Origin of the sequence: Mesorhizobium sp. Mes31, from assembly GCF_024519675.1 — a bacterium.
Lineage (GTDB): Bacteria > Pseudomonadota > Alphaproteobacteria > Rhizobiales > Rhizobiaceae > Mesorhizobium.
Map to the genome: position 1 here is coordinate 498,891 of NZ_JALJRL010000001.1, position 26,637 is coordinate 525,527.

Genomic DNA, 26,637 nt, shown 5'->3' on the forward strand with positions numbered 1-26,637 from the left:
CAAAGGGATGGACCTGATCCGCCGGCCAGGGAAGACGGCCGCCGTCATCCGCATGCAACACTCCAGCGCCACACGTCCTTCTGGGCGGGCGCCGCTCGTGTGAAATTGTTTCAAAGGGGGTAGAAAAATGAAGACTGAACTCGACCATCTCGCTCAACTCGCCGGCCAGGGGCGGATATCGCGCCGCGACTTCCTCGGCCGCACCGCGGCACTGGGCGTATCGGCGGCGCTGGCGACCACGCTGGCGGGAAAAGCCTTCGCGCAGGCGCCGGTCAAGGGCGGCATCCTCAAGGCCGGCCTGCAAGGTGGCGAATCGACCAACAGCCTCGATCCGGCGCTCAACCTCAGCCAGGTCACCTATAGTTTCGGCAAGCAATGGGGCGAATACCTGGTCAGGCTGATGCCGGACAACAGCCTGACAAACATGATCGCCGAAGAGATCGGCGCCGCCAAGGACGCCAAGACCTGGACGATCAAGGTGCGCGACGGCATCGAATTCCACAATGGCAAGACCGTCGCCGCGGAAGACATCGCCGCCACCATCGAACGCCATGCCGACGAGAAATCGAAGTCGGGCGCGCTCGGCATCCTCAAGAACATCAAGGGCGTCAAGGCGAGCGGCAAGGAAGTCATCGTCACGCTTGGCGACGCCGATGCCGACTTCCCCTATCTGATGGCCGACTATCATCTCGTCATCCAGCCGAATGGCGGCAAGGACAATCCGAATGCCGGCATCAGCGCCGGCCCCTACAAGATCGCCGTCAACCAGCCGGGCGTGCGCCATGGCGGCGAGCGCTTCGCCAATTACTGGCAAGGCGACAAGATGGGCCATGCCGACCAGATCGAGATCGTCGTCATCAACGACGCGACCGCAAGGCTGGCCGCCCTGCAGGGCGGCCAGGTGCACATGATCAACCGCGTCGAGCCCAAGGTGGTCGACCTGGTCAAGCGCATTCCCGGCGTCACCATCGAGAACGTGTCGGGCAAGGGCTACTACCCGTTCAACATGTTTTGCGACACCGCCCCCTTCGACAGCAACGACCTGCGGATGGCATTGAAACTCGCCATGGACCGCGACGAGATGCTGGAGAAGATCCTGCGCGGCTATGGCTCGGTCGGCAATGACTTCCCGATCAACGAAGCCTATCCGCTGTTTTCCAGCGACATCGAACAGCGCAAGTTCGATCCGGAAAAGGCAGCAGCGCTCTACAAGAAATCCGGCCATAGCGGCTCGATCGTGCTGCGCACCTCGGATGTCGCCTTCCCTGGCGCCGTCGATGCCGCCCAGCTCTACCAGCAGTCCTGCGCCAAGGCGGGCATCAAGATCGAGATCAAGCGCGAGCCCGGCGACGGCTACTGGTCGGAAGTCTGGAACAAGCAGCCCTTCTCGCTCTCCTACTGGGGTGGGCGCGCCACGCAGGACCAGATGTACTCCACCGGCTACGTTTCGACCGCCGACTGGAACGACACGCGCTTCAAGCGGCCGGAATTCGACAAGATGCTGTTTGCGGCGCGCGGCGAGCTCGACCAGGCCAAGCGCAAGGCGATCTACCACGACATGGCGGTGATGATGCGTGATGAAGGCGGCCTGATCGTGCCCTTCTTCAACCAGTTCATCGACGCCGCCGCCACCAACAAGATCGGCGGCTTCGCCAAGAGCCCGATTGGCGAAATGATGGATGGTTATGCGTTGGCTGAGTGCTGGCTGAACGCCTGACATCAGGGTTATCCTGAAAAACGCCGCGTGTCCGCATGACACGCGGCGCGTTCGTTTCAACCGACAACCGCATGGAGCAGCCCATGGCGCTCAAATCCAAGCTCTTGCTGATCATCCTCGATGGCGTGCCTTACAGGAACTGGCGCCGTCTGATGGGCAATCTCGAGGGTTGGGTGCAATCGGGTGAGGCCAGGGTCTGGAAGATGCGCTCGGTGCTGCCGTCGACCTCGGCTTGCTGCTACGCCTCGATCCACACCGGGGTTTCGCCCCAGGTGCACGGCATCCTGTCCAACGAGAACCGCTTCCGCGTCGGGCAACCCGATATCTTCTCCGAGGTCAGCAAGGCCGGCGGCAAGACCGGCGCCGTCACCCATTCCTATTGGTCGGAATTCTTCCGCGCCTATCCGTTCGACCTGGTCGAGGACATGGAGTTCGACGAGCCTGACGGGCCGATCACGCATGGCCGGTTCCACACCATGACCGGCTACAACGCCCGCAACCAGATGACGCCGAGCGACATCGACCTGTTCGCGACGCTGACCATGCTGACCAGGCGCCACGGCATCGACTATGGCATCCTGCACACCTGCACGCTGGACTCGATGGGCCACCGCTTCGGCCACGACTGCCACGAGATGGACCATGCCGTCTATGCGATGGACGGCATGCTGGCGGCTTTCCTGCCGCGCTGGATCGAAGCCGGCTACGAGGTCATGGTCACCGCCGACCACGGCCAGACCGATCGTGGCCACCATGGCGGCCATGACGACGAGATGCAGGATTTCGCGTTGTACTATTTCGGCCCAGGCCAAGGCCCACAGGCCGACACGCTGCTCGACCAGCTGCAGCTGGCGCCAACCATCTTGAGCCGCCTCGGGGTGCCCGTGCCGGCGACGATGAAGGCGAAGCCGTTTCTGAGCTGAGTGCCCTCTTTCCTTCTCCCCCTTGTGAGGGAAGGTGGATTGTCGCGAAGCGACAAGACGGATGAGGGGTGTTGGAAGAAACTCCAACATGAAAATATTGAGGGATTTGAAGCGCTTATTTCTTCAACGTATCGATCCGTCCAGCACCCCTTATCCGTCTCGGCGCTGCGCGCCGATCCACCTTCTCCCACAGGTGGAGAAGGAAAAAGGCGCAGCTCTGGCAACGTCCGCGCTCTTCGGTTAGCCTCCCCAGAATTCCTTGGCGGAGGATGAACCTTTTTGGGCCGATCAGCGACAGAGCAGACAGGAGCCAGGCGGCTCGACCGGCCATGACGGCAGCGACGGAAACCGATCGCGCGCTTGTCGACCGGGTCGCGAAGGGCGACCGTGCCGCCGTGCGGCTCCTGTTCATGCGTCACCACGCGCGGGTCTACCGCTTCGTGGCGCGCCAGACGGGATCGGAAATGATGGCTGACGATATCGCGAACGAAGTGTTTCTCGAGCTATGGCGCCAGGCGCCAGGCTTCGAGGGACGCTCCGAAGTCTCGACGTGGCTGCTCGGCATCGCCCGTTTCAAGGCGCTGTCCCTGTTGCGCAAGAAGAAGGAAGACTGGATCGACGACGAGGCCGCCGCCGCGGTGCCCGACGGCGCCGACACGCCGGAAGTCGTCACCATGAAGGAGGACAAGGCCGCCGCCTTGCGCCGCTTCGTCGACGCCTTGCCCGAAGAGCATCGCACGGTGATCGACCTTGCCTATTATCACGGGCAGTCGGTGACCGAGATCGGCGAGGTGCTCGGCATCCCGGTCGCGACCGTCAAGACCCGGATGTTCTACGCCCGCAAGAAACTCGGCGAGGCCCTCAAGGCCGCCGGTTACGACAGGGGGTGGCCATGAGCGCCGCTGAGAAGATGTCGCGCCGCGACGAAATGGAAACGCTGCTGCCGTTCTACCTGAACGGCTCGCTGGAAGGTTCGGACCTGGAAGCCGTCGAGGAATGGCTGGCCAGCGATCCGGCCGCGCTTGCCGCCCTTGGCGAGGCGGAAGCCGAATTCTCCGGCACCACGGCCGCCAACGAAGCGATCCGGCCGCCGGCCGATGCGCTCAGCCGCTTCGCCAGGGCGCTCGACGCCGAGGCCGGGCCCGTGCGCAGGCCGGCGGGCTCGTCCTGGCTGGCGCAGGCCTGGGGCCGCTTCATGGCAGTGCCGGCCGGCGTCGCCTGGGCGGCGGCGGCGGTGCTCCTGGCGCTGATCATGGTGCAGTCGCTCCTCAACCCCGGCGGCAAGAGCGGCAATTTCGAGATTGCCGGTGCACAAGACGATCTGGCAAAAATGCCGTTCGCCCTGGTCAAGTTCAAGCCGGACGCGAAGATGTCGGAGATTGCGGGCTTCCTCGGCGGCAACGGGCTGAAGATCGTCGGTGGACCGACCGCCGACGGCGTGTTCCGGCTTGGCATCCCGGCCGCCACCGCAGCCGACTACACCAAGCAACTCGGCCTTATTGCCGCCCAGCCTTTCACTGACACTGTGATCGAGGGAAGGAAACCGGTTGATGGCGGCTGAGGCGGTCATTCGATTTGCGGCAATCCTTGCGGCGGCGATGACAATCGCTGCCGCGCCTGCGTCGGCGCAGACCAACGCCGCCAATCCTGACCCGACGAAAATCGACTGCCGCAACGGGACCAATGCGGCCGGCGCCGACTGCGCCAAGAACGGCAGCGGCGGCAGCGATGGTGCTGGCGGCGGGGGTCCTGCCGCGGCAGGGGCGGTCTTTCTTCCCGCCCTGATCGTCGACCTGTTCCCCAATCCGGGCGCCCCTCCGGCACCGGTGCCGACGCCACGGCCAGACCCGGCGACGCCGCCTGCCGACACGCAGGCCGGTCCGCCAGTGGGCGGCCCGATCGTCTCGCCGACCGATCTCATCGCCGTCCAGCCACCGCGCGCGGTGGTCGGCGATTTCGTGCCCGACGAGGTGCTGGTGACCGTCGACGGCGATGCCGGCGCCGTGCAGCAGATCGCCGCTTCCTTCGGCCTGCAGGTGCGCTCGCAGCGCCAGTCGAGACTGCTTGGCACCACGCTGGTGCGCTTCGGCATTCCCGATGGCCGCCCCGTCGGCGTCGTGCTGGCGCAGCTTGCCGCCGACGGCCGCACCCAGCGGCGTGAGCCCAACCATGTCTATTCGCTGCAGCAGGCCGCCAGCATTGTCAACTATGCCTTCGACCGTATCGCCCTCGACTCCAAACAGGCCAGCGGCGAGAACGTCCGCATCGCGGTGATCGATACCGGCATCGACGAGACCAACCCGGCGCTGGCCGGCGTCATCGCCGGACAGTTCGACGCCATGCCCGACGTGCCGATCGAAAAGCGCGATCACGGCACTTCGGTCGACGGCCTGATAGCCGGGGTAGGCGCGCTGGAAGGCATGGCCCCGGGCGCCAGGATCTACCATGCCCGCGCCTTCGAGGGCGGCAAGTCGACCATGGACGTCATCCTGTCGGCGCTCGACTGGGCGGCTGACCAGGACGTCCGCATCATCAACATGAGCTTCGTCGGCCCGAAGAACGAGTTGTTCGGCACCGCCTGCCGCAATGCGCGGGCGCTCGGCATGGTGCTGGTGGCGGCGGCCGGCAACAACGGGCCGAAAGCGCCCTACGGCTATCCGGCCGCCTTCGACGGCGTCATCGCGGTGACCGCCACCGATGCCAGGGACGGGCTGATGCCGCAGGCCAATCGCGGCGCCTATGTCTTCATCTCGGCGCCCGGCGTCGAGATGGTGGCGCCGAGCGGCGCCGGCTCGGACGTGGTCACCGGCACCTCGTTCGCGGCGGCGATCGTGAGCGGCGCCATCGCCAACCTGCTCCATGCCGCACCCGACCGCTCGGCCGACGACATCGAAAAGGCGCTGGCGGCAACGGCGAAAGATCTCGGCCCCAAGGGGCGCGACAATGACTTCGGCTATGGGCTGCTGGATACGAAGGCGGCCGAGGCGGCCAAAGAGTAGTCTGCGGCGGCTTAGTTCGGGTTCTGCCGGGGACGGACCATAAAATAGAATGCAGCGATGTGCGTGATCATCAGCAGCGGGACGTAGATGATCGGAATCGCGTAGGTGGCGCCCAGTTCACCCGCGCGTGCAGGAAGGCCGACCTGGATGGCGTGGTAATAGTCCACGATGAGGTCGACCGTCCCTACGAGATTGAAGGCGACGACGAACGGCCAGAACAGCTGAGGTACCCTCACCGCGAGCAGCGCCAGCATGGCCAGCACCCCCGTTGCGAAGTCGCCATAGGCGGCGAACACAGCGAAGCCGGCGGGCAGATCGGGGCTTACGACGCCCGGAAGGAGGAAGACGAGGCCGAAGAAGCGGAAGCTGTGCAGAGTGGCGATAGCACGTTGCGTAGCGACCCGGTCCATCGAGCCCAGCCACGGCAGACCGTATGCGCCGAAGCAAAGCAGCCACGCGACATAGCCCAGAACGAGATGGATTTGGAACAACACTTCCGTGGGCATCTGGCCTCCTCTCGGCAGTTGGCTTGCTCTGTCCGCGAGCTTCAAGCGACTACCTAGGCCTGCTTCCATAGTTCGACTATCCGCTGTAATCACAACAACCCATGAAGCAGAACTACACAGTCCGGCATGGTGCACTGGAGGGTGTCGAGGTGTTCCTGGCTGTCGCCAGGCGCCGCAACTTCCGCCGTGCCGCCGCTGATCTCGGCGTGACGCCATCCGCCGTGAGCCAAGCGGTGCGCGCGCTGGAAGCTCGCATTGGCGCGGCGCTGTTCGCCCGCACGACGCGCAGCGTCGGCTTGACCGAGGCTGGCCAGCGGTTCCTCGATCGTGCCGGTCCTGCCTTCGAGGAACTCGTCGCAGCCGGCGAGGCCGCCCGCGACGTCGGCCAACGGCCGACCGGGCTGCTGCGCCTGTCCGTGCCCCGCGCCGTCGTGCCGCTGATCCTGGAGCCGATGATCGCGTCGTTCTGCCGAGCCTATCCCGAGATCGAACTGGAGATCGCCGCCAGCGACGAGATGGTCGATCTCGCGACCGGCGGGTTCGATGCAGGCATCCGCCTCGGCCAGTTCATCGCACCGGACATGATCGCGGTGCGGCTCACGCCGCCGTTCACGTTCGTCGTCGTCGGCAGTCCGGACTATCTCGAGCGCCACGGCTGCCCCGAGCGTGTCGAGGACCTGCGCCACCACGCCTGCCTGCGCTTGCGCCGCTCGAACGGCGCCGTCGCGCCGTGGTCCTTCGTCGACGGCAACGGGGAGATCGAGGCGATGGTCTCGGGCCCGCTGATCGCGCACGACTATCCGACATTGCTCGGGGCCGCGATACAAGGCGTCGGATTGGCGCAGACGCCTCGACCGGTAGCCGAAGGTGCGATAGCCGAAGGAAAGCTCAAGCCGGTGCTGGACGGCGTCGCCGCCACGACGCCGGGCGTCTTCCTCTATCATCCCGGCAAGCGCCAGGTCCTGCCGAAGCTGCGCGCCTTCATCGATCACCTCAAATCCGCGACCTGAGACAATGAATGGATGCCGGAACCCCTTCCTCGCGGAATACGACTTCCGGCAACCAGGACGCATGGCAATCCGCTGGCCAACGCGACACGCCGGCTACGAGCCAAGAGAGGTCGCCGCTGCGGGTTGCCAGCAGCCGCTGATGATCGACCTGCGTCGTTCAGAGTGATCGAGTCTTGACCCCTCAGGCCGGCGCGCCGGCGACCGATCCCCTGACCACCAGGTCGACAGGCCAGACCTCGCCGCGGGCCCCCTCTTCCAGGCCGGAAATCCGTGCCGCCAGCCGTTCGGCGATACGCGCGCCAGCGAGGCGGATGGATGAGCGCGTCGTCGACAGCGGCACGGAAAAGTTCTCAGGCCTCAGCCAGGGAAAGACATCGTCATGGGCGATCAGCGACACGTCGCCGGGGATGGTCAGGCCGAGGTCGCGCACGGCGCGCACGACGCCGAGCGCCATGATCAGACTGGAGCAGGCGATCGCCGTCGGCGCGTCGCCCTCTTCCAGCAGACGCCGGGTGGCGCGATAACCGTTCTCCTCGGTCATGGCCACCGAACAGACATGGCGCTCGCCCAGTTCCAGGCCACTTGCCGCCAGGGCCCGGCGCACGCCGCGCTCGCGATGGATGGCGAAGGTCTCGCGATCGTCGCCATTGATCAGCGCCAGCCGGCGGTGACCAAGCTGGATGAGAAGCCTGGCTGCCTCGTGGAAGGCGCCCTCATTGTCGATGTCGGTGAAAGGATAGTCGAAATCGAAACCTTCGCTGCGGCCGTGCACGATGAAGGGAATGCCAAGCGTGTTGACCAGCGCCACACGCCGGTCGGCGGGCCTTGGCGAGGAGATGTAGACGGCGTCGACCTGCCGGTTGGCGACGATGCGCCGGTAGGTCGTTTCCTGGTCGTCGGCGTCGGCCGGCGACAGCACCAGGTCGAGCTCGTGCGAACGGGCGTAGTCGCCGAGCCCTGACAGGAATTCGACGAAATGCGGATCGATGTCGACGGATGCACCGGTCGGCAGGACATAGCCGATCATGCCGGTCTTGCCCGTCGCCAGCCGGCGCGCGCTCGGGTTGGGGCGGTAGCCGTGGCGCTTGGCGGCGTCCATCACCCGCCGGCGCGTTTCCTCGTTGACCTCGGGATAGCCGTTCAGCGCGCGGCTTACCGTGGTCTGTGAAAGCGCCAGCATATGGGCGAGCTGCTTGAGGTTCACAGCAGGTCTCCGCGCCTCAAAGCGCTTTTAAATTGAATTGGCCAAGACGCCACGGCAGCACGGCGACGCCATGATCAACCATAAGGGTGGTTTGACCAGATTTGAAACAAAAATTGCTGCTGCACCGCCATAAAAGCATGCTGCACCGCACTTTTTGACGTCGAATGGCCGCAAATTAAATCGATTAGCACATCACCCTCTTGACTTCCAAGCGATTCAATGGCGAGATCAAAAAAGCCAAAGCGCTTTGGAAGACTCTCCGAAAGGTTGCGGTTCCTTTCCGAGTGAGTCACAGTCCTTCGGCGTCGGCGGACGGAATGGAGGTTCCGTCCGGTGTGTGTGTGACCCACTGGGAGGAATACCGATGAAGAAAATGCTTTTGCTGGGCGCCGCGTTTGTCACGCTCGCCCTGAACGTGCCCGCGCAGGCCGAACTGAAGTTCAAGCCGGGCGAGGATCCCCGCTTCGACTGGGCGAATTTCGAAGAGCTCAAGAAAGTCGATCTCAAGGGCGAGACGCTGACCATCTTCGGGCCATGGCGCGGCGAGGACGAAGGCCTGGTGCGCGGCGTTCTCGACTATTTCTCGGAAGCCACCGGCGTCGAGATCAAATACTCCTCCTCGGAGAACTACGAACAGCAGATCGTCATCGACACGCAGGCCGGCAGCCCGCCCAACATCGCCGTGCTGCCGCAGCCGGGCCTGATCCAGGACCTGGCGTCGAAGGGCCTGCTGACGCCGCTCGGCGACGATACCGCCAAATGGGTCAAGGACAATTACGGCGCCGGCCAGTCCTGGGTCGATCTCGGCACCTTCAAGGACAAGGACGGCAAGCCGGGCTTCTTCGCTTTCCCCTACAAGGCCGACGTGAAGTCGCTGGTCTGGTACTCGCCGGACAATTTCAAGGAAGCCGGCTACACGGTTCCCAAGACGCAGGAAGAACTCGCCGATCTCGAGAAGAAGATCATCGCCGATGGCGGCAAGCCGTGGTGCATCGGGCTTGGCTCCGGCGGCGCCACCGGCTGGCCGGCGACCGACTGGGTCGAAGACCTGATGCTGCGGACCCAGACGCCCGACGTCTACGACAAGTGGGTGAAGAACGAGATCCCGTTCAACGATCCGGCGGTGGTCAACGCCATCGACATCTTCGGCAAGATCGCGACCGACGACAAGATGGTCGATGGTGGCGCCAAGGCGGTTGCGGCGACCGATTTCCGCGACAGCCCGAAGGGCCTCTTCTCGGTGCCGCCGAAATGCTACCTGCACCATCAGGCATCGTTCATCCCGACCTTCTTCCCGGAAGGCACCAAGGTCGGCCAGGACGCGGACTTCTTCTACTTCCCGCCCTATGCCTCCAAGCCTGACCTGGGCACGCCCGTGCTCGGCGCCGGCACGCTGGCGATGATCACCAAGGACTCCAAGGCCGCGCGCGCCTTCATCGAATTCCTGAAGATGCCGCTCGCGCACGAGATCTGGATGGCCGAGGGCGGTTTCGTGACGCCGTTCAAGGCGGTCAACAAGGCTGCCTATGCCAGCGACGCGCTGCGGAAGCAGGGCGAGATCCTCGCCAATGCCTCGACTTTCCGCTTCGACGGCTCCGACCTGATGCCGGGCAAGATCGGCGCCGGCGCCTTCTGGACCGGCATGATCGACCTGGTCGGCGGCAAGTCGGCGCAGGATGTCGCCACCGACATCCAGAAGAGCTGGGACGCGATCAAGTAGGCAGCCGGCAAGTAGGCGGCCGGTCGGGCTCGGCCACCGAACGTCCGAGCCTTTCATTCTCGCACTGGATCCGGGCCTAGCCGGCCCGGACCCGACTGCGGCCCGCGCCGCGGCCTTTCGTCATGAGCGCATCGACATGAAGCGCGATCCGCACGCGAGAAACGTTCCGCGGCCGATCGCGCTCCACACAACTGAATCGGCGCCTGGTCCCGTCACCAAGGTCATTCAACCTTGGTGGATCATGCGCAGGGGGAGGAACCCATGGCGTCTCAGATTTTCTCGGCCATATTCGTCATCATCGTCGGGGTCGGCGGGTGCGTCGCCTATTTCTGGGGCGCCAACAAGCTGGTCGACCTGATATTCCCGTCGCGCGGCGTCGCCGGTGCCGCCGCCATCGACAATCTGCGCCGGCAGGGGCTGATCAGGCCATGGCTGTTCGTCGGACCGGCAATGATCATCCTGACCATCTATCTGATCTACCCGGTGGTCGAGACGCTGCGGCTGTCGTTCCTCGATCGCGGCGGCGCCAATTTCGTCGGCTTCGCCAACTATGAATGGGCGTTCGGCGATCGCGAGTTCCGCAACTCGATCCTCAACAACATCATCTGGCTGGCGGTGGTGCCGGCCGCCTGCACCTTCCTCGGGCTGATCATCGCCGTGCTCACCGACAAGATCTGGTGGGGCACGATCGCCAAGAGCCTGATCTTCCTGCCGCTGGCGATCTCCTTCGTCGGCGCCAGCGTGATCTGGAAATTCATCTACGAGTATCGCGGCGAGGGCCAGACGCAGATCGGCATCCTCAACGCCATCATCCAGCATTTCGGCGGCCAGCCGCAGGTCTGGATATCGCTGCCGTTCTGGAACAATTTCTTCCTGATGATCATCCTGATCTGGATCCAGACCGGCTTTGCCATGGTCATCCTGTCTTCCGCCTTGCGCGGCATTCCGGAGGAGACGCTGGAAGCCGCCGTCATCGACGGCGCCAACCCGTTCCAGATCTTCTGGAAGATCATGGTGCCGCAGATCTGGGGCACCATCGCCGTCGTCTGGACGACGATCACCATCCTGGTGCTCAAGGTGTTCGACATCGTGCTGACCATGACCAATGGCCAGTGGAACAGCCAGGTGCTGGCCAATCTGATGTTCGACTGGATGTTCCGCGGCGGCGGCGATTTCGGCCGTGGCGCCACCATCGCCATCATCATCATGATCGCGGTCATTCCGATCATGGTCTGGAACATCCGCCAGGCAAACAAAGAGACGGGAGGACATTGAGATGGCCGTCGCGACCGGAAATTCCTTCGCCAGCCGCTTTGGCGTCCACATCGCCGTCCTTGTCTTCGTCGCCATCTGGACCATCCCGACGCTCGGCATCCTGGTCTCGTCGCTGCGCGTCAAGGACCAGATCATCGCCTCGGGCTGGTGGAATTCGTTCTCCAGTTCCACCCAGACGGAAGCCGGCCGCCTGCCGGCCGCCTCGACGCAAGTCCAGAAGGACGGCAAGTTCGTCCTTCAGGGCAACATCTTCGGTGACGGCGCTGCCCGCAACATCAGTGCTTTCGGCGTCAAGTCGGCGGCGCCCACGCAATATCCCGCCGGCAGCGTCGCCGATCTCGGCGACGGCGTGACGTTGCAACTCAATGCCGACGGCAGCTTCGTCATGGCCTCGCCCAAGGCGTTCGAAGGCGATCGCGGTCAGCGCGTCTACTATGCCTCGTCGGCGCCGCCGAAATTCACCACCGACAACTACAAGACCGTGCTGTTTTCCGAAGGCATCGGCCGCTCGTTCATGAACTCGCTGACCGTCACCATCCCGGCGACCGTCATCCCGATCCTGATCGCCGCCTTTGCCGCCTACGCGCTGGCCTGGATGCGCTTTCCCGGCCGTGCGCTGCTGATCGCGGTCATCATCGGCCTGCTGGTGGTGCCGCTGCAGATGTCGCTGATCCCGCTGTTGAAGCTCTACAACGGCGTCGGCTCGTTCTTTGGCGTGCCGTCGAAAACCTATCTTGGCATCTGGCTGGCCCATACCGGCTTTGGCCTGCCCTTCGCGATCTACCTGTTGCGCAGCTACATTGCCGGCCTGCCGCGCGAAATCATGGAATCGGCGCGCATCGACGGCGCCAGCGATTTCGAGATCTTCGTCAAGATCGTGCTGCCGCTGTCATTTCCGGTGCTGGCCTCGTTTGCCATCTTCCAGTTCCTGTGGGTATGGAACGATCTCTTGGTGGCGATGGTTTTCCTGGGTACGGAAGCAGACCAGATCGTGCTGACAGCCAAGCTCAATGCCTTGCTTGGTTCACGCGGCGGCGATTGGGAGATCCTGACGACATCGGCCTTCGTGACCATCATCGTGCCGCTGATCGTGTTCTTCTCGCTGCAGCGCTATTTCGTCCGCGGGCTGCTTGCCGGCTCGGTGAAAGGAGGCTGAGACAATGCAATCCGCTTTGAAAGTCCGTTCGAAACCTGACCTCGCCGTCGATCGCGACTGGTGGCGAGGCGCGGTGATCTACCAGATCTATCCGCGCAGCTACCAGGACTCGAACGGCGACGGCATCGGTGACCTCAGGGGCATCATCGGCCGGCTCCCCTACATCGCGGCACTCGGCGCGGACGCCATCTGGATATCGCCGTTCTTCAAGTCGCCGATGAAGGATTTCGGCTACGACGTCACCGACTACTGCGACGTCGATCCGATGTTTGGCACGCTCGCCGATTTCGATGCACTGACCGCCGAGGCGCACAGGCTGGGCTTGAAGGTCATGATCGACGAGGTGCTGTCGCACACCGCCGACAATCATCCGTGGTTCAAGGAAAGCCGGTCGAGCCGCACCAACCCGAAGGCCGACTGGTATGTCTGGGCGGACGCCAGGCCGGACGGCACGCCGCCCAACAACTGGCTGTCGATCTTCGGCGGATCGGCGTGGCAATGGGACACCAGCCGCCAGCAATATTATCTGCACAACTTCCTGGCCGAGCAGCCCGACCTCAACTTCCACAACCGCCAGGTCCAGGACGCGTTACTCGACGTCACCCGTTTCTGGCTCGAGCGCGGCGTCGACGGCTTCCGGCTCGACACCATCAATTTCTACTTCCACAGCCAGGGTCTGGAAAACAACCCGCCGCTGCCGCCGGAGGAGCGCAACGACCAGACGGCGCCGGCGGTCAATCCCTACAATTACCAGGACCATCTCTACGACAAGAGCCGTCCGGAGAACCTTGGTTTCCTCGAGCGGTTCCGTGCCTTGCTCGACGAATACCCGGCAGCAGCAGCCGTCGGCGAGGTTGGCGATTCGCAGCGCGGGCTGGAAGTGGTGGCGGCCTATACCGCCGGCGGCAAGCGCGTGCAGATGTGCTATTCCTTCGATTTCCTGGCACCCGAAAAGATCAGCGCGGCCAAGGTCCGCTCGGTGCTGGAAGCCTTCGGCAGGGTCGCCAGTGACGGCTGGTCATGCTGGGCCTTTTCCAACCATGACGTGATGCGCCCGGCCTCGCGCTGGGCCGCCAATGAGGCCGACCCGACCGCCTATCTCAAGGTCATCTCGGCGCTGCTGATGTCCCTGCGCGGCTCGGTCTGCATCTATCAGGGCGAGGAACTCGGTCTTGGCGAAGCCGATCTGCGGTTCGAGGATCTGCAGGATCCCTATGGCATCCGCTTCTGGCCGGAATTCAAGGGCCGCGACGGCTGTCGCACGCCGATGGTGTGGGATGCCGCCGCCAAGAATGGAGGCTTCTCGACGGCGAAGCCGTGGCTGCCGGTGCCCGGAAAGCATCTTTCGCAAGCGGTCAATGTCCAGCAGGGCGACGATCACTCCTTGCTCGAGCACTACCGGCGCTTTCTCACCTTCCGGCGCGCCCATCCGGCGCTGGCCAAGGGCGACATCACCTTCATCGAAAGCCAGGGCGACACGGTCGCTTTCACGCGCCGGGCGGGCAATGAGCAGATCGTCTGCGTCTTCAATCTGGGAGCCAAGCCGACCGAGATTGACCTTGGCGACCGATCGCTGCACCCTTTGCCCGGGCACGGATTTTCGGGCCAGACGAGCACCGGTTCCATACAGCTCGGCGGCTACGGCGCCTGGTTCGGGCGCATCGACTGAATTTCAAATCACTGGGAGGAAACCAATGGCCGATGTCACGCTAAGACAAGTGAAGAAGTCCTACGGCAATCTGAACATTCTCCACGGCATCGACCTCGATATAAAGTCGGGCGAGTTCATCGTCTTCGTCGGCCCGTCCGGCTGCGGCAAGTCGACCTTGCTGCGGTCGATCGCCGGGCTCGAGGAAATCACCTCGGGTGAGCTCAAGATCGCCGGCGAGGTGGTGAACGACGTGCCGCCGTCGAAGCGGGGCATCGCCATGGTGTTCCAGTCCTATGCGCTTTATCCACACATGACCGTCTACGACAACATGGCCTTCTCGATGAAGATCGGCAAGGAAAGCAAGGCCGAGATCGATAAGCGGGTGCGGCAGGCAGCGGAAATCCTGCAGCTGACCAAATATCTCGACCGTCTGCCCAAGGCGATGTCGGGCGGCCAGCGCCAGCGCGTCGCCATCGGCCGCGCCATCGTGCGCAATCCGAAAGTGTTCCTGTTCGACGAGCCGCTGTCGAACCTTGACGCGGCGCTGCGTGTCGCCACCCGCATCGAGATCGCCAAGCTCAAGGAATCGATGCCCAACACGACCATGATCTACGTCACCCACGACCAGGTCGAGGCGATGACGCTGGCCGACCGCATCGTGGTGCTCAAGGAAGGCCATATCGAACAGGTCGGCACGCCGATGGACCTCTACAAGAAGCCCGGCAACCTGTTCGTCGCCCAGTTCATCGGCTCGCCGGCCATGAACATCCTGCCGGCGACCATCGACAAGACCGGAAACCCGACCGTCGTCAGCCATGTCGGCGGGCGGAAGGCGACGGTGCCGATCTCGACACCGGCTTCGGCAAAAGGTGCTGCGGTGAGTTTCGGCGTGCGGCCGGAAGACCTGATCATCGCCACCGGCGCGGACTATCTGTTCGAGGGAACGGTCGACTATGTCGAGCAGCTCGGCGAGGTCCAGCTTGTCTATGTCGACATCGGCCGCGCCGACCTGCCGCTGGTGACCAAGCTGCCCGGCAATGTCGAGGTCAAGCGCGGCTCGACATTGCGGCTGAGCGCCAATGCCGAGGACCTGCACATCTTCGACGCGGACGGACATTCCTTCGCGCTGCAAAAGCCGGAAGCAAAGGCGGCCTGAGGCGGTCAGCCTTGCTGGACCCAGGCGACAAAAAAGAGCGGCGGGCAAGGCCCGCCGCTCTGTTTCAGGAATCGGCTTCGGTTGTTAGAGCATGATCCCGAAAAGCGGAATCCGGTTTTCGGGAAAGATCATGCTCAAACGAAGAGATAGAGCCCCATCCCGATTCCATCGGGATGGAACAGGCTCTAGTGGCCGAAGAGGTTCCGGTCGCTGCCCTGGGGGGCTGACTTCTCTACGTCACCCGACGAATTGAGCAGCTTGTAGACGGGCGAGCCGCTGTTGCGGATCGAGCCCGTATGCGAGGTGTCGACGTTGACGGTCGCCTGCTTGTTGATGTCGGTGCCGCCAACGTTGTCGTTGCGGGCATAGGCGCTGCCTGCGGCAATCAGAAGAGCGGCGGCAGTAAGAACAATCTTTTTCATTTTTGATACTCCGGTATTTTCGAGTTCAAGGCGGCGGGCTGTCCCGCCGCCTTGCTTTCGGATGTTAGTTGTTGCCGAACAGGTTGCGGTCGCTGCCCTGGGCAGGCGCCTGGGCAGCCGGCTCCGACTTCGTGATGGAAGCCGTGTACGAGTTGTCGACCGCGGCGGCGGGTTGGTTGGCACCGTTGGAGCCAAAGTTGTCGCTGCCGGCAAAAGCGCTGCCGGAAATGGCAAGCAGGGCGGCGGTGGCAATAAGGATCTTCTTCATTTCAAGTACTCCTGAATTTCTGGATTTCGCCAGGGCGGCGGGCAAGCCGCCGTCACCTGGGGATTCGGCTGTTAGTTGTTGCCGAAGAGGTTACGGTCGCTGCCCTGGGCAGGCGTCTGAGCAGCCGGTTCCGACTTCTTGATCGAAGCGGTGTACGAGCTGTCAACCGAGGTGGCGGCAGGCTGGTTGGCGCCATTGGAGCCAAAGTTGTCGCTGCCGGCGAAGGCGCTGCCGGAGATGGCCAGAACGGCGGCGGCAGCAAGGATGATCTTCTTCATTTCAAGTACTCCTGAATTTCTGGATTTCGCCAGGGCGGCGGGCAAGCCCGCCGTCACCTGGGATTCGGCTGTTAGTTGTTGCCGAAGAGGTTACGGTCGCTGCCCTGGGCAGGCGTCTGAGCAGCCGGTTCCGACTTCTTGATCGAAGCGGTGTACGAGCTGTCGACAGCAGTGGCTGCCGGGGCATTCGAACCGTAGTGATCGCTACCATTAGCGAAGGCGCTGCCGGAGATGGCCAGAAGGGCGGCGGCAGTGAGGACAATCTTTTTCATTTTTTGGTACTCCAGTGTCTTCTTATTTCCGTCCGTCTAGCGGCGTGTCTTGGAAGGAATTCGCGTCGTTCGGACAGCCCCGATGTGGGAAGGCCATCCAGCCATTTCCAATCACGAAGTTGTTTCGCGTGGACCATGAATCTGCCACTTGAAATTGTGCCACGGCCTTCTACACCAGGTATTTTTACATTTTATATCAGTTAGTTAGATGAAACTGGCGTTCCGATCACCAACTGTGTCTAGGGCCCAGCGTTCACACCGTCCTGCACGCACCGTCAACAGAAACGAACCGTTCGGTTCGATTTTAGAGGCAGCTAATAGTCACTTTTCGAAACCGTTAACCGTTTTTGGCCTCCGCCAGCGACCGGATTCGGGAAGATCGCGGCCGGCAAATGGCCGTCGGGCAGATCGGATTTCAGCCCCGCAATCGCCAACCGGGGCGTTTTCGTATGCGTGTCGCGCCGCATGGATGCGATGTCGCTTTCATGCCGATGTCGCAATCGCCGTCGTGATTAGATCATGACATCTCAGGTGCCGTTTCGTGACGACGAGGCGGAGAATTGGGAAGCCGGTCAGAATCCGGCGCTGCCCCCGCAACGGTGGTGGAGTTCAAGTCGCAACGGGAGACCACTGGGCCAAAAGCCTGGGAAGGTGTCGCGATCGTCCGCAAGGACAACTCCAGAGCCCGGAAACCAGCCGGAGATGTCTAGACTCGACTGATCGCGGTGGGCGGTCAAGAGGTGGATAGTGCATGTCCGGCACATCGCCGGCTTGCGTCCGATCCTTCCTCTCTTCCCCTCCGATGCAGTCCTTGATTGTGAGGACAGGACATGGACGCGCGCAACGACATGCTGAGGCTCTTGAATAGCCGCAAGCAAGGCTTTTCACTGGAGCAGCCCTTCTACACCGACCCCGACTATTTCAAGCTCGACATGGAGCTGATCTGGTATCGCGACTGGCTGTTCATCGGCCATGATTGCGAACTGCCGAAGCCGGGCAGCTACATCACCGTGCAGATCGGTGACTATCCGGTCGTCATCGTCCGCGACCAGCAAGGCAAGATCAACGGCTTCCACAATTCCTGCCGCCATCGCGGCAGCCGTGTCTGCAATTCCGACAAGGGCACGGCGGCCAAGCTGGTCTGCCCCTATCACCAATGGACCTATGAGCTGGACGGAAGGCTGCTATTCGCCAGGCAGATGGCCGACGGTTTCGACAAGAGCCAGTTCGGCCTGAAGCCGGTCGCCTGCGAGACGGTCGGCGGTTACATCTTCATTTGCCTGGCCAAGGAGCCGGCGGATTTCGCGCCGATGCGGGCGATGATCGAACCCTATCTGCTGCCGCACCGGCTGCGCGAGGCAAAAGTCGCCTTCGAGAGCACGATCATCGAGAAGGGCAACTGGAAGCTGGTCTGGGAAAACAACCGCGAGTGCTACCATTGCGCCGGCAATCATCCGGAACTGTGCAAGACCTTCCCGGAAGCACCGACGGTGACCGGCGTGCAAGGCGCCGACAGCGACCCGGAAATGCTTGCGCACTGGGCGAAATGCGAGGCGGCCGGCCTGCCGAGCAAGTTTCGCATCGATCCGGCCGGGCAATACCGCGCCACCCGCGCGCCGCTGCTGCGCGATGCCGTCAGCTACACGATGACCGGCAAGCGGGCGGTGAAGAAGAACCTGTCCGAAGCCGTCTCCGCCGACCGCATTGGCACTTTGATGCACTATCATTATCCGACGACGTGGAACCACATCCTCATCGACCATGCGGTGACCTTCCGGGTGCTGCCGATCAGCGCCACGGAAACCGCGGTGACGACGAAATGGCTGGTGCACAAGGATGCGGTCGAAGGCGTCGACTACGATCTCGCCGAACTCACCCATGTGTGGACCGAGACCAATGACCAGGACCGCCGCATCGTCGAGGAAAACGCCTTCGGCATCCTGTCGCCGGCCTACGAACCGGGCCCCTATTCGGAGCTGCATGAGGGCGGCGTGATCCAGTTCGTCGACTGGTACGCACGCTTCATCGGCCCACGCCTGGCCGGAGACGGCAAACCGGCCCTGCGCAGCGTCGCCTAACGCATGGCGCCCAAAAGTGCGCGGCGGTTTTGGGTTCACGACATGTGCGGAACAAAAGGGACAAGAGGATGAACGCGATGACGGATCTTGGCCTCTATCGCCATCTCGACGAGATGGCGCCCTGGAACGACAGGCTCCAGGTGCTGGAAGTGATCGGCGTCGCCGACGAGGCCCCTGACGTTAAGACCTTCACCTTCCGCTCCGACAACCAGACCTGGTTCCGCTACAAGCCTGGCCAGTTCGTGACGTTGGAGCTGCCGACCGCCGAGGGGCCGCTGATGCGCACCTACACGCTGTCATCCTCGCCGTCGCGGCCGTTCTCGATCGCGGTGACGGTGAAGGCACAAGCGGGCAGCATCGGCACACGCTGGATGTTCGATCATCTGGCGCCCGGCACCCATGTCAAAGCCTATGGGCCGGCCGGCGACTTCTCGCTGCACAGCCACCCGGCGGCCAAATACCTGTTCATTTCGGCCGGCTCCGGCGTGACGCCGATGATGTCGATGCTGCGCTGGCTCAACGACTGCGCGCCATGGACCGATGTCGGCTTCGTCAACTGCGCGCGCCGCCCGGAAGAGATCATTTTCCGCAAGGAGCTCGAACTGCTCGGCAGCCGCATGCCTGGCCTGTCGCTCGGCTTCATGATCGAGGAGCGGTCGAGCCGCGAGGGCTGGTTCGGCCATATGGGCCGCATCGACGCGATCCGGCTGCCGTTGCTGGCGCCTGATTTCCGCGAGCGCGAAATCTTCTGCTGCGGTCCCGATCCCTTCATGCGCGCCGTGCGCGGCATGCTGGAGGCCGCCGGCTTCGACATGACGAAATACCATCAGGAGAGCTTTGCGGCGCCTGTCGTGGAGGAGATCCCGGCGCCGTTCGCAGCGCAGGCGCGCGACGGCGCCGCGGTTCCCGTCGAAGCCGCCACGCCGATCCGCTTCTCGCTTTCGGATGTCGATGCCGAATGCGTCGCCGGCCAGACCGTACTGCAGACGGCGCGGGCTTCGGGCGTGCGTATCCCCGCCGCCTGCGAGTTCGGCCTGTGCGGAACCTGCAAGGTGAAGAAGGTCGCGGGCACCGTCGAGATGAGCCACAATGGCGGTATCCTCGATCATGAGATCGACGACGGTTTTATCCTCGCCTGCTGCTCCAAGCCGCTTTCGGCGCTCGAAATCGAGGCGTGATCCACTCGGAGAGCCGGACTGCTCCCCAAAAATGGTCGACGCCTCGCCGGCGCCCGTTGGCTTGCCAAGGAAGAACCGAGTGTTTACAGGCGTTGTTGGGGAGCAACCACGCCGACCGGTGATTGGTCGCGCAAGCTGCGGGGACCAAGAACGATGCGCCATGCCGATGTCTACAAGATTGCGAGCAAGGACGTGGTCTTTGAGTCCTTCGACGGCGAAGCCGTCGTGCTCGATCTTTCAAGCGGGAAATATTTCGGTTTTTCCGATTCAGGCAGCAGGATCTGGCAGGCGCTCTCGTCCGGCGTCGATGCCCAGGCCCTGATCGGGCTGACCGCAGGTGCCTCGACAATAGGCCCGGCTGAACTCGACGGCTTCGTATCGCAATTGGTCGAGATGCGGCTCCTGACGCGTTCCGACGCGCCGGCGCAGCCGCTGCCGGGCGGCCTGCTTGCCGAGCTTGCGGCCACGAGCGAGCCGCTCAACGTGAGTGTTCACGACGATCTGGCCGACCTCATCATCGTGGATCCCATCCATGAAGTCGAGGAACCGCTGGGTTGGCCGGCGGTCAAGCAGGCATCCTGACGATCCGTCGCATCCGCGATAGAGGGGCGCTGGACCTGGCCATGTCGCGCGTTACCCTCGAAACCTTGCCGGACTACGCCCGCTATGTCATCGCCGCCGCCGAAGGCGCGTCCGCGTCCTATCCGGTCACGCGAACGATCCGCCTGCCGTGGCTGGAACTGAACGCGCATCTCGGTCCCGGGGTGCTGGCGGATGCGCTCGGCCATGCTTTTGTCGAGACCAGGGGTGATCAACCGGAAAGCGCCCGTTGCCGCATTTTTATTGCTCACCCAGGCATCCACGGCATCCCTGAGCCGGCACAATGGGGCGATGCGCACTTCACCGAACACGGCTTTGCCAAGCGCCTCGCCAAGGCCGGGTTGCGCGGCCACCATTTTCACGATCTCGATTTCTGGCAGTTCTACGATCCGCAACGTCGCGTTGGCGTGCAGTTGATGGGCTCGGCCGACGCCTTTCCGCCCTGGGAACCTGGCGCGCCACTGCGCGCCTTCCTGCACTGGGAGTATGCGGCACGCGGCATGCGGCTGACCCATGCCGGCACCCTTGGCGCCAACGGCAAGGGCATTCTGCTTGCCGGTGCGGGCGGCGCCGGAAAATCCGGGACCGTCGCTGCCGGCCTCCTCAACGGGCTGGACAGCGTCGGTGACGACTATGTGCTGATCGACCTCTCCAACGGCGTGACGGCCCGTCCGCTGTTTTCAACGTTGAAACAGGATCCCCAAGGGTTTGCGCGACTCGGGCTGAAGCGCCGGGTGCCGGCCAATGTTCCGCTCAACTGGCAGGGCAAGCATGCCTTTCACATTGGCGACATCGCGCCTCGGCCGGTACCGGCAACGCTGGACATCGTTGCGCTGGTGGTGCCACATATCAGCGGTGGCGGGGCAAGCTCGATCATGCCGGTGTCGCGCAAGGATGCCATGATTGCATTGGCGCCGTCCGGCATAGCGCAGATGCCGGGCGAGCGGGAAAGCGGCTTTCGCTTCTTCAGCGATCTCACCCGCCTGCTGCCGTGCTACCGTCTGTCGCTGGGGACGCAGCCGCAGGAGATCGCCGGCACGGTCGCGGATTTCCTCGCGCGGGGCGCTTCGTGAAACTGAGCGTGATCATGCCCGTCTACAACCGCGAGCGCTATGTCGTTTCGGCATTGCGCTCGCTGGTGCGGCAGCGCGACGTCGTCGATCTCGACGTTATCGTCATCGATGACGGCTCGACCGACGGGTCGGCGGAGGCGGTGCGCTCGATGATGCGCGAGACCCCCTGCATCCGCCTGTTCCAGCAGGCCAATATGGGCGTCGCCAGGGCGCGCAACGCCGGGCTGCGGCACCTGCCGCCGGACGCCGGGTTCGTGTCGTTCCTGGATTCTGACGACATCTCGCTGGCGGGACGCTTCGAGAGAGATCTTGCATGCTTCACGGCCGACCCCCGCCTCGAATTGACCTATTCGCTGATGACGCTGGCCGACCGGATTGACGACGAGAGGCTTGAGCCCGCAGCCGACAGCCGTACCATGACGCTTCGGGGAATTTCGCTGAGCACCGCCGTGCTCAGCAGGGGGCTTGTCGACCGCACGGGACAATTCGACGAGGATTTCGAACAGGCCGAGGACACCGACTATCTGCTGCGTGTTTTCGAAACGGGTCCGAACTACGAATTGCTGGATGCCGTCGCGATCTACTACCGGCGCCACGCTGGCAACGTCACCAAGGAACATGGCGGCAGGGTCCGCAACCACTTGCGTGCCATCCACAAGTCGATGCGGCGGCGCAAGGCCGACCCGTCGTTACATGAGGTCCAGGGCATCTTCGAACTGAAGAGCCCGGCTGACTGGCAGATGCTGTGATGCCGGACACAATCGGTTCGGATCGGCCAAGCCCGGAACAGTCGTGGAGCCATCAATGAGGCTGAGCGTGATCATGCCCGTCTATAACCGCGAGGCCTTTGTCGGCGCGGCCCTGCGCTCGCTGTTGAGACAACGCGACGCCGCCGATCTCGACATCATCGTCATCGACGACGGCTCGACAGACGGATCGGCCGAAGTCGTGCGCGCGGCGATGGATGAAAACCCCTGCATCCGCCTGTTCCAGCAGCCCAACCTGGGTGTGACCCGGACCCGCAACACCGGGCTCAGGCTGCTCGATCCGGAAACGGAACTGGTGTCCTTTCTCGATTCGGATGACATTTCCCCAGCGGGACGGTTCGAGGCCGATGTCGAACTCTTCCGGACCGATCCGGACCTAGACCTCACCTATTCAAAAATGATGCTTGTCGACGAGATCGACGACGAGCGTCTGGAGCCGGCCGTCAATAGCAACAGCATCACGGTTCGGGGCATCCATCTTTCGGCGGCGATCTTTTCGCGCCGGCTTGTCGAGCGTATCGGTGGTTTCGACGAAGCATTCAATCAGGCGGAGGACACCGACTACCTGCTGCGCACCTTTGAAAGCGGACCAAGATATGCGATGCCGGAGACAGTGGCGCTCTACTATAGACGCCATCCCGGCAACATGACCCGACAGACCGACGTCCAGTCCCGTGAATTCATGCGCGCTATCTACAAATCGATGAACCGCCGCAAGGCAGATCCGTCCCGGCGTCGAATCGAGGGCATCTTCGATCTCAGGCCTCTCGCTGACTGGCATTTCATGTGATGAGCGGATACGGCGTCGTCATCCCAGCCTTCAATGCGGCCGGCACAATAGCTGAAACGCTGCGGTCGGTCATGGCCCAGTCGGTCAGGCCCGAGACCATCATCGTCGTCGACGACGGCTCGACCGACGACACGGTTGCGGTGATCAAGACGATGAACCTGCCGGTCAAGCTGTTGCGCCAGGACAATGCCGGGCCCGGTAGTGCCACAACCCGGGGCATTGGGGCGCTATCGACCCCGCTCATTGCGACGCTCGATGCGGACGATCTGTGGCTGCCCAACAAGATCGAAAGCCAGCTCTCGCATTTAGAGGGATCTCCAGGAACATCGGGAGTTTTCTGTCATTGGCGGAATTTCCGTAACGACCGGCCCGACGCGCCCGAGGCCGAGGTCATGCCCGGCTGGTCGCGGACCACCATGATGATTCGCCGCGAGGTCGCCGAGACCGTTGGATCAATCGTCGATCCGCCGGGCGGCCGTGGCGAAATGATCGACTGGATCGCCCGAGCGCGCGAGGCAGGCCTTACACTCGATATGCTGGACGAGGCGCTGGCGCTGCGCCGCATCCGGCCGGGCAGCCTGTCCTACGGACGCGATCCGGCCCGCGACCGCGGCTATCTCCAGGTGGCGCGGCTCGCCATGCAGCGGCGGGCGCAGAACAAGGCCGGCTCGGGCTGATGGCTGATATTCGCCGTATCGATCGACGCTTCCCGGACTACGGCTGGTCCTGGCCGACCGGTGGGCTGGACCAGCTGCTCAAGGCGGCGCTTCTTTCCGACGAGGACGCCGCCGCCGCTTGCGCAGCGCAATGGCTGGACGAGAACGACATCGACCTTGTCGCCTTCCGGGAGCATCGGCTGCTTGCTGCCATTTCCGACAGGTTTGGCAGGAAGCTCGCCGGCCATTCCGCCTATCCGCGGCTCGTTGGCCTGCAGAAGATGCTGTGGACCAAGTCGCGCATGGCCATGCGCGAGGCCGAACCGGCGCTGCAGGCGATGGCGGATGCCGGATGCATGGTGATGCTGATCAAGGGCGCCAGCCGCATCGCCTTGAACGCGTCGGCGCAGCGTGGCCGCGTGGCGCACGACATCGACATATTGGTACGGCCGCAGGACATGCAAACGGCCTTCGACGTGCTGCGCGACCGCGACTGGCAGATCGCCTCGGGTGTCAGTCCGCAATATCTGCGGACAAGGCTGGCGTCGCTGCGCTCGATGAATTTCTTCAAGGGCAGTTTCGGCGACATCGACCTTCACCAGCTCGCCTATGATGGTTCGCAGCAAAGCAACGAAGACGACCTTGCAATCTGGCGCAGGGCGGCGGCCGCCGCGTTCAGCGGCGTCAGCGTGCTGGTGCCGTCGCCTGCCGACCGTATCGCGCTGGCCATCGCGCATGGCGGGCTTGATGCCCACACGCACAGCGACTGGCTGGTCGATTGCGCCGTGGCTATCCGCGACGGCGATGTCGACTGGGACGTGTTCCTCGATATTATCGCCAGGCGCGGCCTCGCCGTTGCCGCAGCGGTGGCGCTCTCCTACCTTGCGCTGGGTATCGGCGTGGCGGTGCCGGATGGGGTGCTGGCGCGCGTGCTGGAGATGGCCGACCGCGCTGGCCTTTCGCGCTGGTCGGCCGTGCTGCAGGCCAAGCCGCGTACTGATTTCGGCAGGCTGGTCTGGTTGTCGCGTGGCCTTGCCAAGCAATTGCGGCTGAAGCGAAAGAGCGGCCGGCTGCAACAGGAGCCGCCGGCCAAGGCCTGGCGCGGCAGGTCGGCTGGGCGCAGGCCACCGGACGCGGCGTCGCCGCTGGTGTTTTCACAGACCATCCCCTGTCCGCAAATGACGGGGGACGTGATGCTCGACGTCGCCGTCAGGATCAGTGTCCCACCGGTCCGGCGCCGCATCGAGATGGAGATCAATGCCGGTGACGACCATGTTGCTCGCCTGCGTGCCATGGTCATCAGCCGATCCGGCAAGGAAAGGGTGCTGCATTTTCGCGGCAAGGTGAGGCTGGACGGCTCGCGACAGGCCTTGACGCTGGAGGCGCGGCCATCGCGGCAGTTTCGCGAATGGAATGACGCGGCCGCCGTCGCCGTCTATGGCGCACTGCCTTTCCAATTGCTGTCGGCAGAATTCTCGCCGGTTGGCTGAGACCGGAGAAGACGGGAAGCACGCGTCGAAAACGACAAGCGCAACCTCCGAGGCGACCCTCCTTCAGACCCCGTAGCGTTCGGTGCGAATGATTTCCGTCGCAACGCCGGCATCGATCAGCGCCTGGGCGGCAGCCGAAACGAAGGCGTTGGAGCCGCAGACGAAGGCGATCCTCGGCGGCTCGGGCAGCCGGGCCATGGCTTGCACCATCATCGCGACGTCCACCCGCCGCGAATAGTCGGCCGGCCGGCGCGCGGTTTCGCGCGTCAGGGTCAGCACGAGGCCGAAGCCGTCCTTGCGGTCGTCGAGACCGATCAGCTCATCACGAAAGATCACCTCGTCCCAGACCCGGGCCGAAAAGACGAGGACGACGGGCACCGTCGATTTTCGGGCGGCGCGATGGCGGACCATCGACATCAACGGCACGACGCCCGAGCCGCCGCCGACCAGCAGAAGGGGCCCACCGTCGTCATCGGGCCAGACGAAATGCCCGCCGAGCGGCCCGCGCAGTTCGACCTCGTCGCCAACCGCGGCGACCTCGTGGAAGAAGGGCGAGACCTCGCCATCGTCGAGTTTTTCGATCGCCAGTTCGATCGCCCCGTCCGTCCTCGGCGCGGAGGCAATGGAATAGGAGCGGCGCGCCTGATAACCATCCGGCGCCGTCAGCCTGACATCGACATGCTGCCCGGCTCTATAGGCGAAGGGCCGCGACAGCCGGAAGAAGAAGCTGGTGACACGCGGCGTGCGCTTTTCGATGCGGACGATCCCGGCTGTCTGCCAGGGCGACTGGACCGCCAGCGCTTCGCTCATGGATCGTCCGTATAGCGTTGTTCGCGCCAGGGGTCGCCATAGATGTGATAGCCGCGCAGTTCCCAGAAGCCGGGCTCGTCACGCGTCGTGAACTGCAGGCCGTTCAACCATTTGGCCGACTTCCAGAAATAGAGATGCGGAACGAGCAGCCGCGCCGGACCACCATGGTCCGGGGTGATCGGCTTGCCTTCGTAAAGCAGCGCCACCATCGCCTTGCCAGCGGTCAGGTCCTTTACCGGCACGTTGGTGGTATAGCCGTCGAACGCATGCGCCAGCATGAAATCGGTCGGCGGCTCCAGGCCGGCATCGGCAAGGATATCGTCGACCAGCACGCCCTGCCACGGCGTGTCGAACTTGGTCCACGCGGTCACGCAATGGATGTCTCGCGTCATCTTGGTCAAAGGCAGCGCGTTGAACTCGGCCCAATTCCACTTCTTGATCGGCCGCGGCCCATGCTTCAGCGTGAACGACCAGTCCTCGGTACGCACGCGCGGCGTCGGACCGGCCGACAGGACCGGAAATCCCTGCTCGAGATATTGCCCGGGCGGGATGCGCGCATCGCCGTCGGTCGGTGGGCGCCGCCCAGAAAGAAACCCTCGGGTGACCATTGCGGCAATCCCCTCTGTGTCAGGCCATCG

Annotated in this window: 27 protein-coding genes and 1 riboswitch; of the genes, 19 read left to right on the forward strand and 8 right to left on the reverse strand. The window is 63.7% G+C overall.

Annotated features, from left to right (window positions below; all coding sequences use genetic code 11):
• The first annotated feature begins 127 nt into the window (after positions 1 to 127).
• From NR193_RS02240 to NR193_RS02260, 5 genes are all read left to right on the forward strand, one after another.
• The gene (locus NR193_RS02240; RefSeq protein WP_256749247.1) at positions 128 to 1,717 is read left to right on the forward strand and encodes an ABC transporter substrate-binding protein; all 1,590 of its coding nucleotides are present in this window, start codon (positions 128 to 130) and stop codon (positions 1,715 to 1,717) included.
• 83 nt (positions 1,718 to 1,800) lie between these two features.
• Positions 1,801 to 2,640 (forward strand): alkaline phosphatase family protein, encoded by an 840-nt coding sequence (locus tag NR193_RS02245; RefSeq protein WP_256749248.1) that lies wholly within the window; start codon positions 1,801 to 1,803, stop codon positions 2,638 to 2,640.
• A 329-nt stretch (positions 2,641 to 2,969) separates the two neighbouring features.
• Positions 2,970 to 3,536, forward strand: a complete 567-nt coding sequence (locus NR193_RS02250) for a sigma-70 family RNA polymerase sigma factor (protein ID WP_256749249.1) — start codon at positions 2,970 to 2,972, stop codon at positions 3,534 to 3,536.
• Positions 3,533 to 4,201 (forward strand): anti-sigma factor, encoded by a 669-nt coding sequence (locus tag NR193_RS02255; RefSeq protein WP_256749250.1) that lies wholly within the window; start codon positions 3,533 to 3,535, stop codon positions 4,199 to 4,201. The genes NR193_RS02250 and NR193_RS02255 overlap by 4 nt, the downstream gene beginning before the upstream one ends.
• On the forward strand, positions 4,191 to 5,639 hold the full coding sequence (locus NR193_RS02260) for a S8 family serine peptidase (RefSeq protein ID WP_256749251.1): 1,449 nt from the start codon (positions 4,191 to 4,193) through the stop codon (positions 5,637 to 5,639). The genes NR193_RS02255 and NR193_RS02260 overlap by 11 nt, the downstream gene beginning before the upstream one ends.
• 11 nt (positions 5,640 to 5,650) lie before the next feature.
• Here NR193_RS02260 and NR193_RS02265 read toward each other — a convergent pair whose 3' ends face one another.
• A complete protein-coding gene (locus NR193_RS02265; RefSeq protein WP_256749252.1) occupies positions 5,651 to 6,145 on the reverse strand; it encodes a hypothetical protein in 495 nt (164 codons plus the stop codon).
• Positions 6,146 to 6,246: 101 nt separating this feature from the next.
• Here NR193_RS02265 and NR193_RS02270 point away from each other — a divergent pair, with 101 nt between their 5' ends.
• Entirely contained in the window at positions 6,247 to 7,155 is a 909-nt protein-coding gene (locus NR193_RS02270; protein ID WP_256749253.1) for a LysR substrate-binding domain-containing protein, read from the forward strand.
• A gap of 181 nt (positions 7,156 to 7,336) precedes the next feature.
• Here NR193_RS02270 and NR193_RS02275 read toward each other — a convergent pair whose 3' ends face one another.
• Positions 7,337 to 8,359, reverse strand: coding sequence for a substrate-binding domain-containing protein (locus NR193_RS02275; RefSeq protein WP_256749254.1), 1,023 nt, complete (start codon positions 8,357 to 8,359; stop codon positions 7,337 to 7,339).
• A 364-nt stretch (positions 8,360 to 8,723) separates the two neighbouring features.
• On the opposite strand from NR193_RS02275, the gene NR193_RS02280 reads away from it, so the two are divergent.
• The 5 genes from NR193_RS02280 (at position 8,724) to NR193_RS02300 (ending at position 15,317) form a co-directional block, all read left to right on the forward strand.
• Complete coding sequence (locus NR193_RS02280) at positions 8,724 to 10,079, forward strand: ABC transporter substrate-binding protein (RefSeq protein ID WP_256749255.1); 1,356 nt, start codon at positions 8,724 to 8,726, stop codon at positions 10,077 to 10,079.
• Positions 10,080 to 10,340: 261 nt separating this feature from the next.
• Positions 10,341 to 11,354 (forward strand): carbohydrate ABC transporter permease, encoded by a 1,014-nt coding sequence (locus NR193_RS02285; protein WP_091586522.1) that lies wholly within the window; start codon positions 10,341 to 10,343, stop codon positions 11,352 to 11,354.
• A 1-nt stretch (position 11,355) separates the two neighbouring features.
• Entirely contained in the window at positions 11,356 to 12,510 is a 1,155-nt protein-coding gene (locus NR193_RS02290) for a carbohydrate ABC transporter permease (RefSeq protein WP_256749256.1), read from the forward strand.
• Between the two features lie 4 nt (positions 12,511 to 12,514).
• A complete protein-coding gene (locus NR193_RS02295; RefSeq protein ID WP_256749257.1) occupies positions 12,515 to 14,179 on the forward strand; it encodes an alpha-glucosidase family protein in 1,665 nt (554 codons plus the stop codon).
• 25 nt (positions 14,180 to 14,204) lie between these two features.
• Entirely contained in the window at positions 14,205 to 15,317 is a 1,113-nt protein-coding gene (locus tag NR193_RS02300; RefSeq protein WP_256749258.1) for an ABC transporter ATP-binding protein, read from the forward strand.
• 185 nt (positions 15,318 to 15,502) lie between these two features.
• On the opposite strand, the gene NR193_RS02305 is transcribed toward NR193_RS02300, so the two are convergent.
• From NR193_RS02305 to NR193_RS02320, 4 genes are all read right to left on the reverse strand, one after another.
• Positions 15,503 to 15,739: a DUF680 domain-containing protein gene (locus tag NR193_RS02305; RefSeq protein ID WP_091586240.1), complete on the reverse strand. Its 237-nt coding sequence runs from the start codon at positions 15,737 to 15,739 to the stop codon at positions 15,503 to 15,505.
• A gap of 64 nt (positions 15,740 to 15,803) precedes the next feature.
• Positions 15,804 to 16,007, reverse strand: coding sequence for a DUF680 domain-containing protein (locus tag NR193_RS02310; RefSeq protein ID WP_256749259.1), 204 nt, complete (start codon positions 16,005 to 16,007; stop codon positions 15,804 to 15,806).
• A 71-nt stretch (positions 16,008 to 16,078) separates the two neighbouring features.
• Positions 16,079 to 16,285, reverse strand: coding sequence for a DUF680 domain-containing protein (locus tag NR193_RS02315; RefSeq protein WP_256749260.1), 207 nt, complete (start codon positions 16,283 to 16,285; stop codon positions 16,079 to 16,081).
• Positions 16,286 to 16,356: 71 nt separating this feature from the next.
• Positions 16,357 to 16,557: a DUF680 domain-containing protein gene (locus NR193_RS02320; RefSeq protein ID WP_091586243.1), complete on the reverse strand. Its 201-nt coding sequence runs from the start codon at positions 16,555 to 16,557 to the stop codon at positions 16,357 to 16,359.
• A 512-nt stretch (positions 16,558 to 17,069) separates the two neighbouring features.
• Positions 17,070 to 17,273: riboswitch (cobalamin riboswitch) on the forward strand.
• 114 nt (positions 17,274 to 17,387) lie between these two features.
• Here NR193_RS02320 and NR193_RS02325 point away from each other — a divergent pair.
• From NR193_RS02325 to NR193_RS02360, 8 genes are all read left to right on the forward strand, one after another.
• The gene (locus NR193_RS02325) at positions 17,388 to 18,635 is read left to right on the forward strand and encodes an aromatic ring-hydroxylating dioxygenase subunit alpha (RefSeq protein ID WP_256749261.1); all 1,248 of its coding nucleotides are present in this window, start codon (positions 17,388 to 17,390) and stop codon (positions 18,633 to 18,635) included.
• 77 nt (positions 18,636 to 18,712) lie between these two features.
• Positions 18,713 to 19,813 (forward strand): hybrid-cluster NAD(P)-dependent oxidoreductase, encoded by a 1,101-nt coding sequence (locus NR193_RS02330; RefSeq protein ID WP_256749262.1) that lies wholly within the window; start codon positions 18,713 to 18,715, stop codon positions 19,811 to 19,813.
• Between the two features lie 153 nt (positions 19,814 to 19,966).
• A complete protein-coding gene (locus NR193_RS02335) occupies positions 19,967 to 20,395 on the forward strand; it encodes a PqqD family protein (RefSeq protein WP_256749263.1) in 429 nt (142 codons plus the stop codon).
• Between the two features lie 41 nt (positions 20,396 to 20,436).
• On the forward strand, positions 20,437 to 21,486 hold the full coding sequence (locus NR193_RS02340) for a serine kinase (protein ID WP_256749264.1): 1,050 nt from the start codon (positions 20,437 to 20,439) through the stop codon (positions 21,484 to 21,486).
• Positions 21,483 to 22,235 carry a glycosyltransferase family A protein gene (locus NR193_RS02345; RefSeq protein ID WP_256749265.1) on the forward strand — a complete coding sequence of 251 codons (753 nt, stop codon included), beginning with the start codon at positions 21,483 to 21,485 and terminating at the stop codon, positions 22,233 to 22,235. The genes NR193_RS02340 and NR193_RS02345 overlap by 4 nt, the downstream gene beginning before the upstream one ends.
• Positions 22,236 to 22,290: 55 nt before the next feature.
• Entirely contained in the window at positions 22,291 to 23,043 is a 753-nt protein-coding gene (locus tag NR193_RS02350; RefSeq protein ID WP_256749266.1) for a glycosyltransferase, read from the forward strand.
• Positions 23,043 to 23,720 carry a glycosyltransferase family A protein gene (locus tag NR193_RS02355; protein WP_256749267.1) on the forward strand — a complete coding sequence of 226 codons (678 nt, stop codon included), beginning with the start codon at positions 23,043 to 23,045 and terminating at the stop codon, positions 23,718 to 23,720. The genes NR193_RS02350 and NR193_RS02355 overlap by 1 nt, the downstream gene beginning before the upstream one ends.
• On the forward strand, positions 23,720 to 25,189 hold the full coding sequence (locus NR193_RS02360; protein WP_256749268.1) for a nucleotidyltransferase family protein: 1,470 nt from the start codon (positions 23,720 to 23,722) through the stop codon (positions 25,187 to 25,189). Before NR193_RS02355 ends, NR193_RS02360 begins: the two co-directional genes overlap by 1 nt.
• 63 nt (positions 25,190 to 25,252) lie before the next feature.
• Here NR193_RS02360 and NR193_RS02365 read toward each other — a convergent pair whose 3' ends face one another.
• Both NR193_RS02365 and NR193_RS02370 read right to left on the reverse strand, forming a co-directional pair.
• Complete coding sequence (locus tag NR193_RS02365; protein WP_256749269.1) at positions 25,253 to 25,999, reverse strand: FAD-binding oxidoreductase; 747 nt, start codon at positions 25,997 to 25,999, stop codon at positions 25,253 to 25,255.
• On the reverse strand, positions 25,996 to 26,607 hold the full coding sequence (locus NR193_RS02370; RefSeq protein WP_256749270.1) for a molybdopterin-dependent oxidoreductase: 612 nt from the start codon (positions 26,605 to 26,607) through the stop codon (positions 25,996 to 25,998). The genes NR193_RS02365 and NR193_RS02370 overlap by 4 nt, the downstream gene beginning before the upstream one ends.
• Between the last annotated feature and the right edge of the window lie 30 nt (positions 26,608 to 26,637).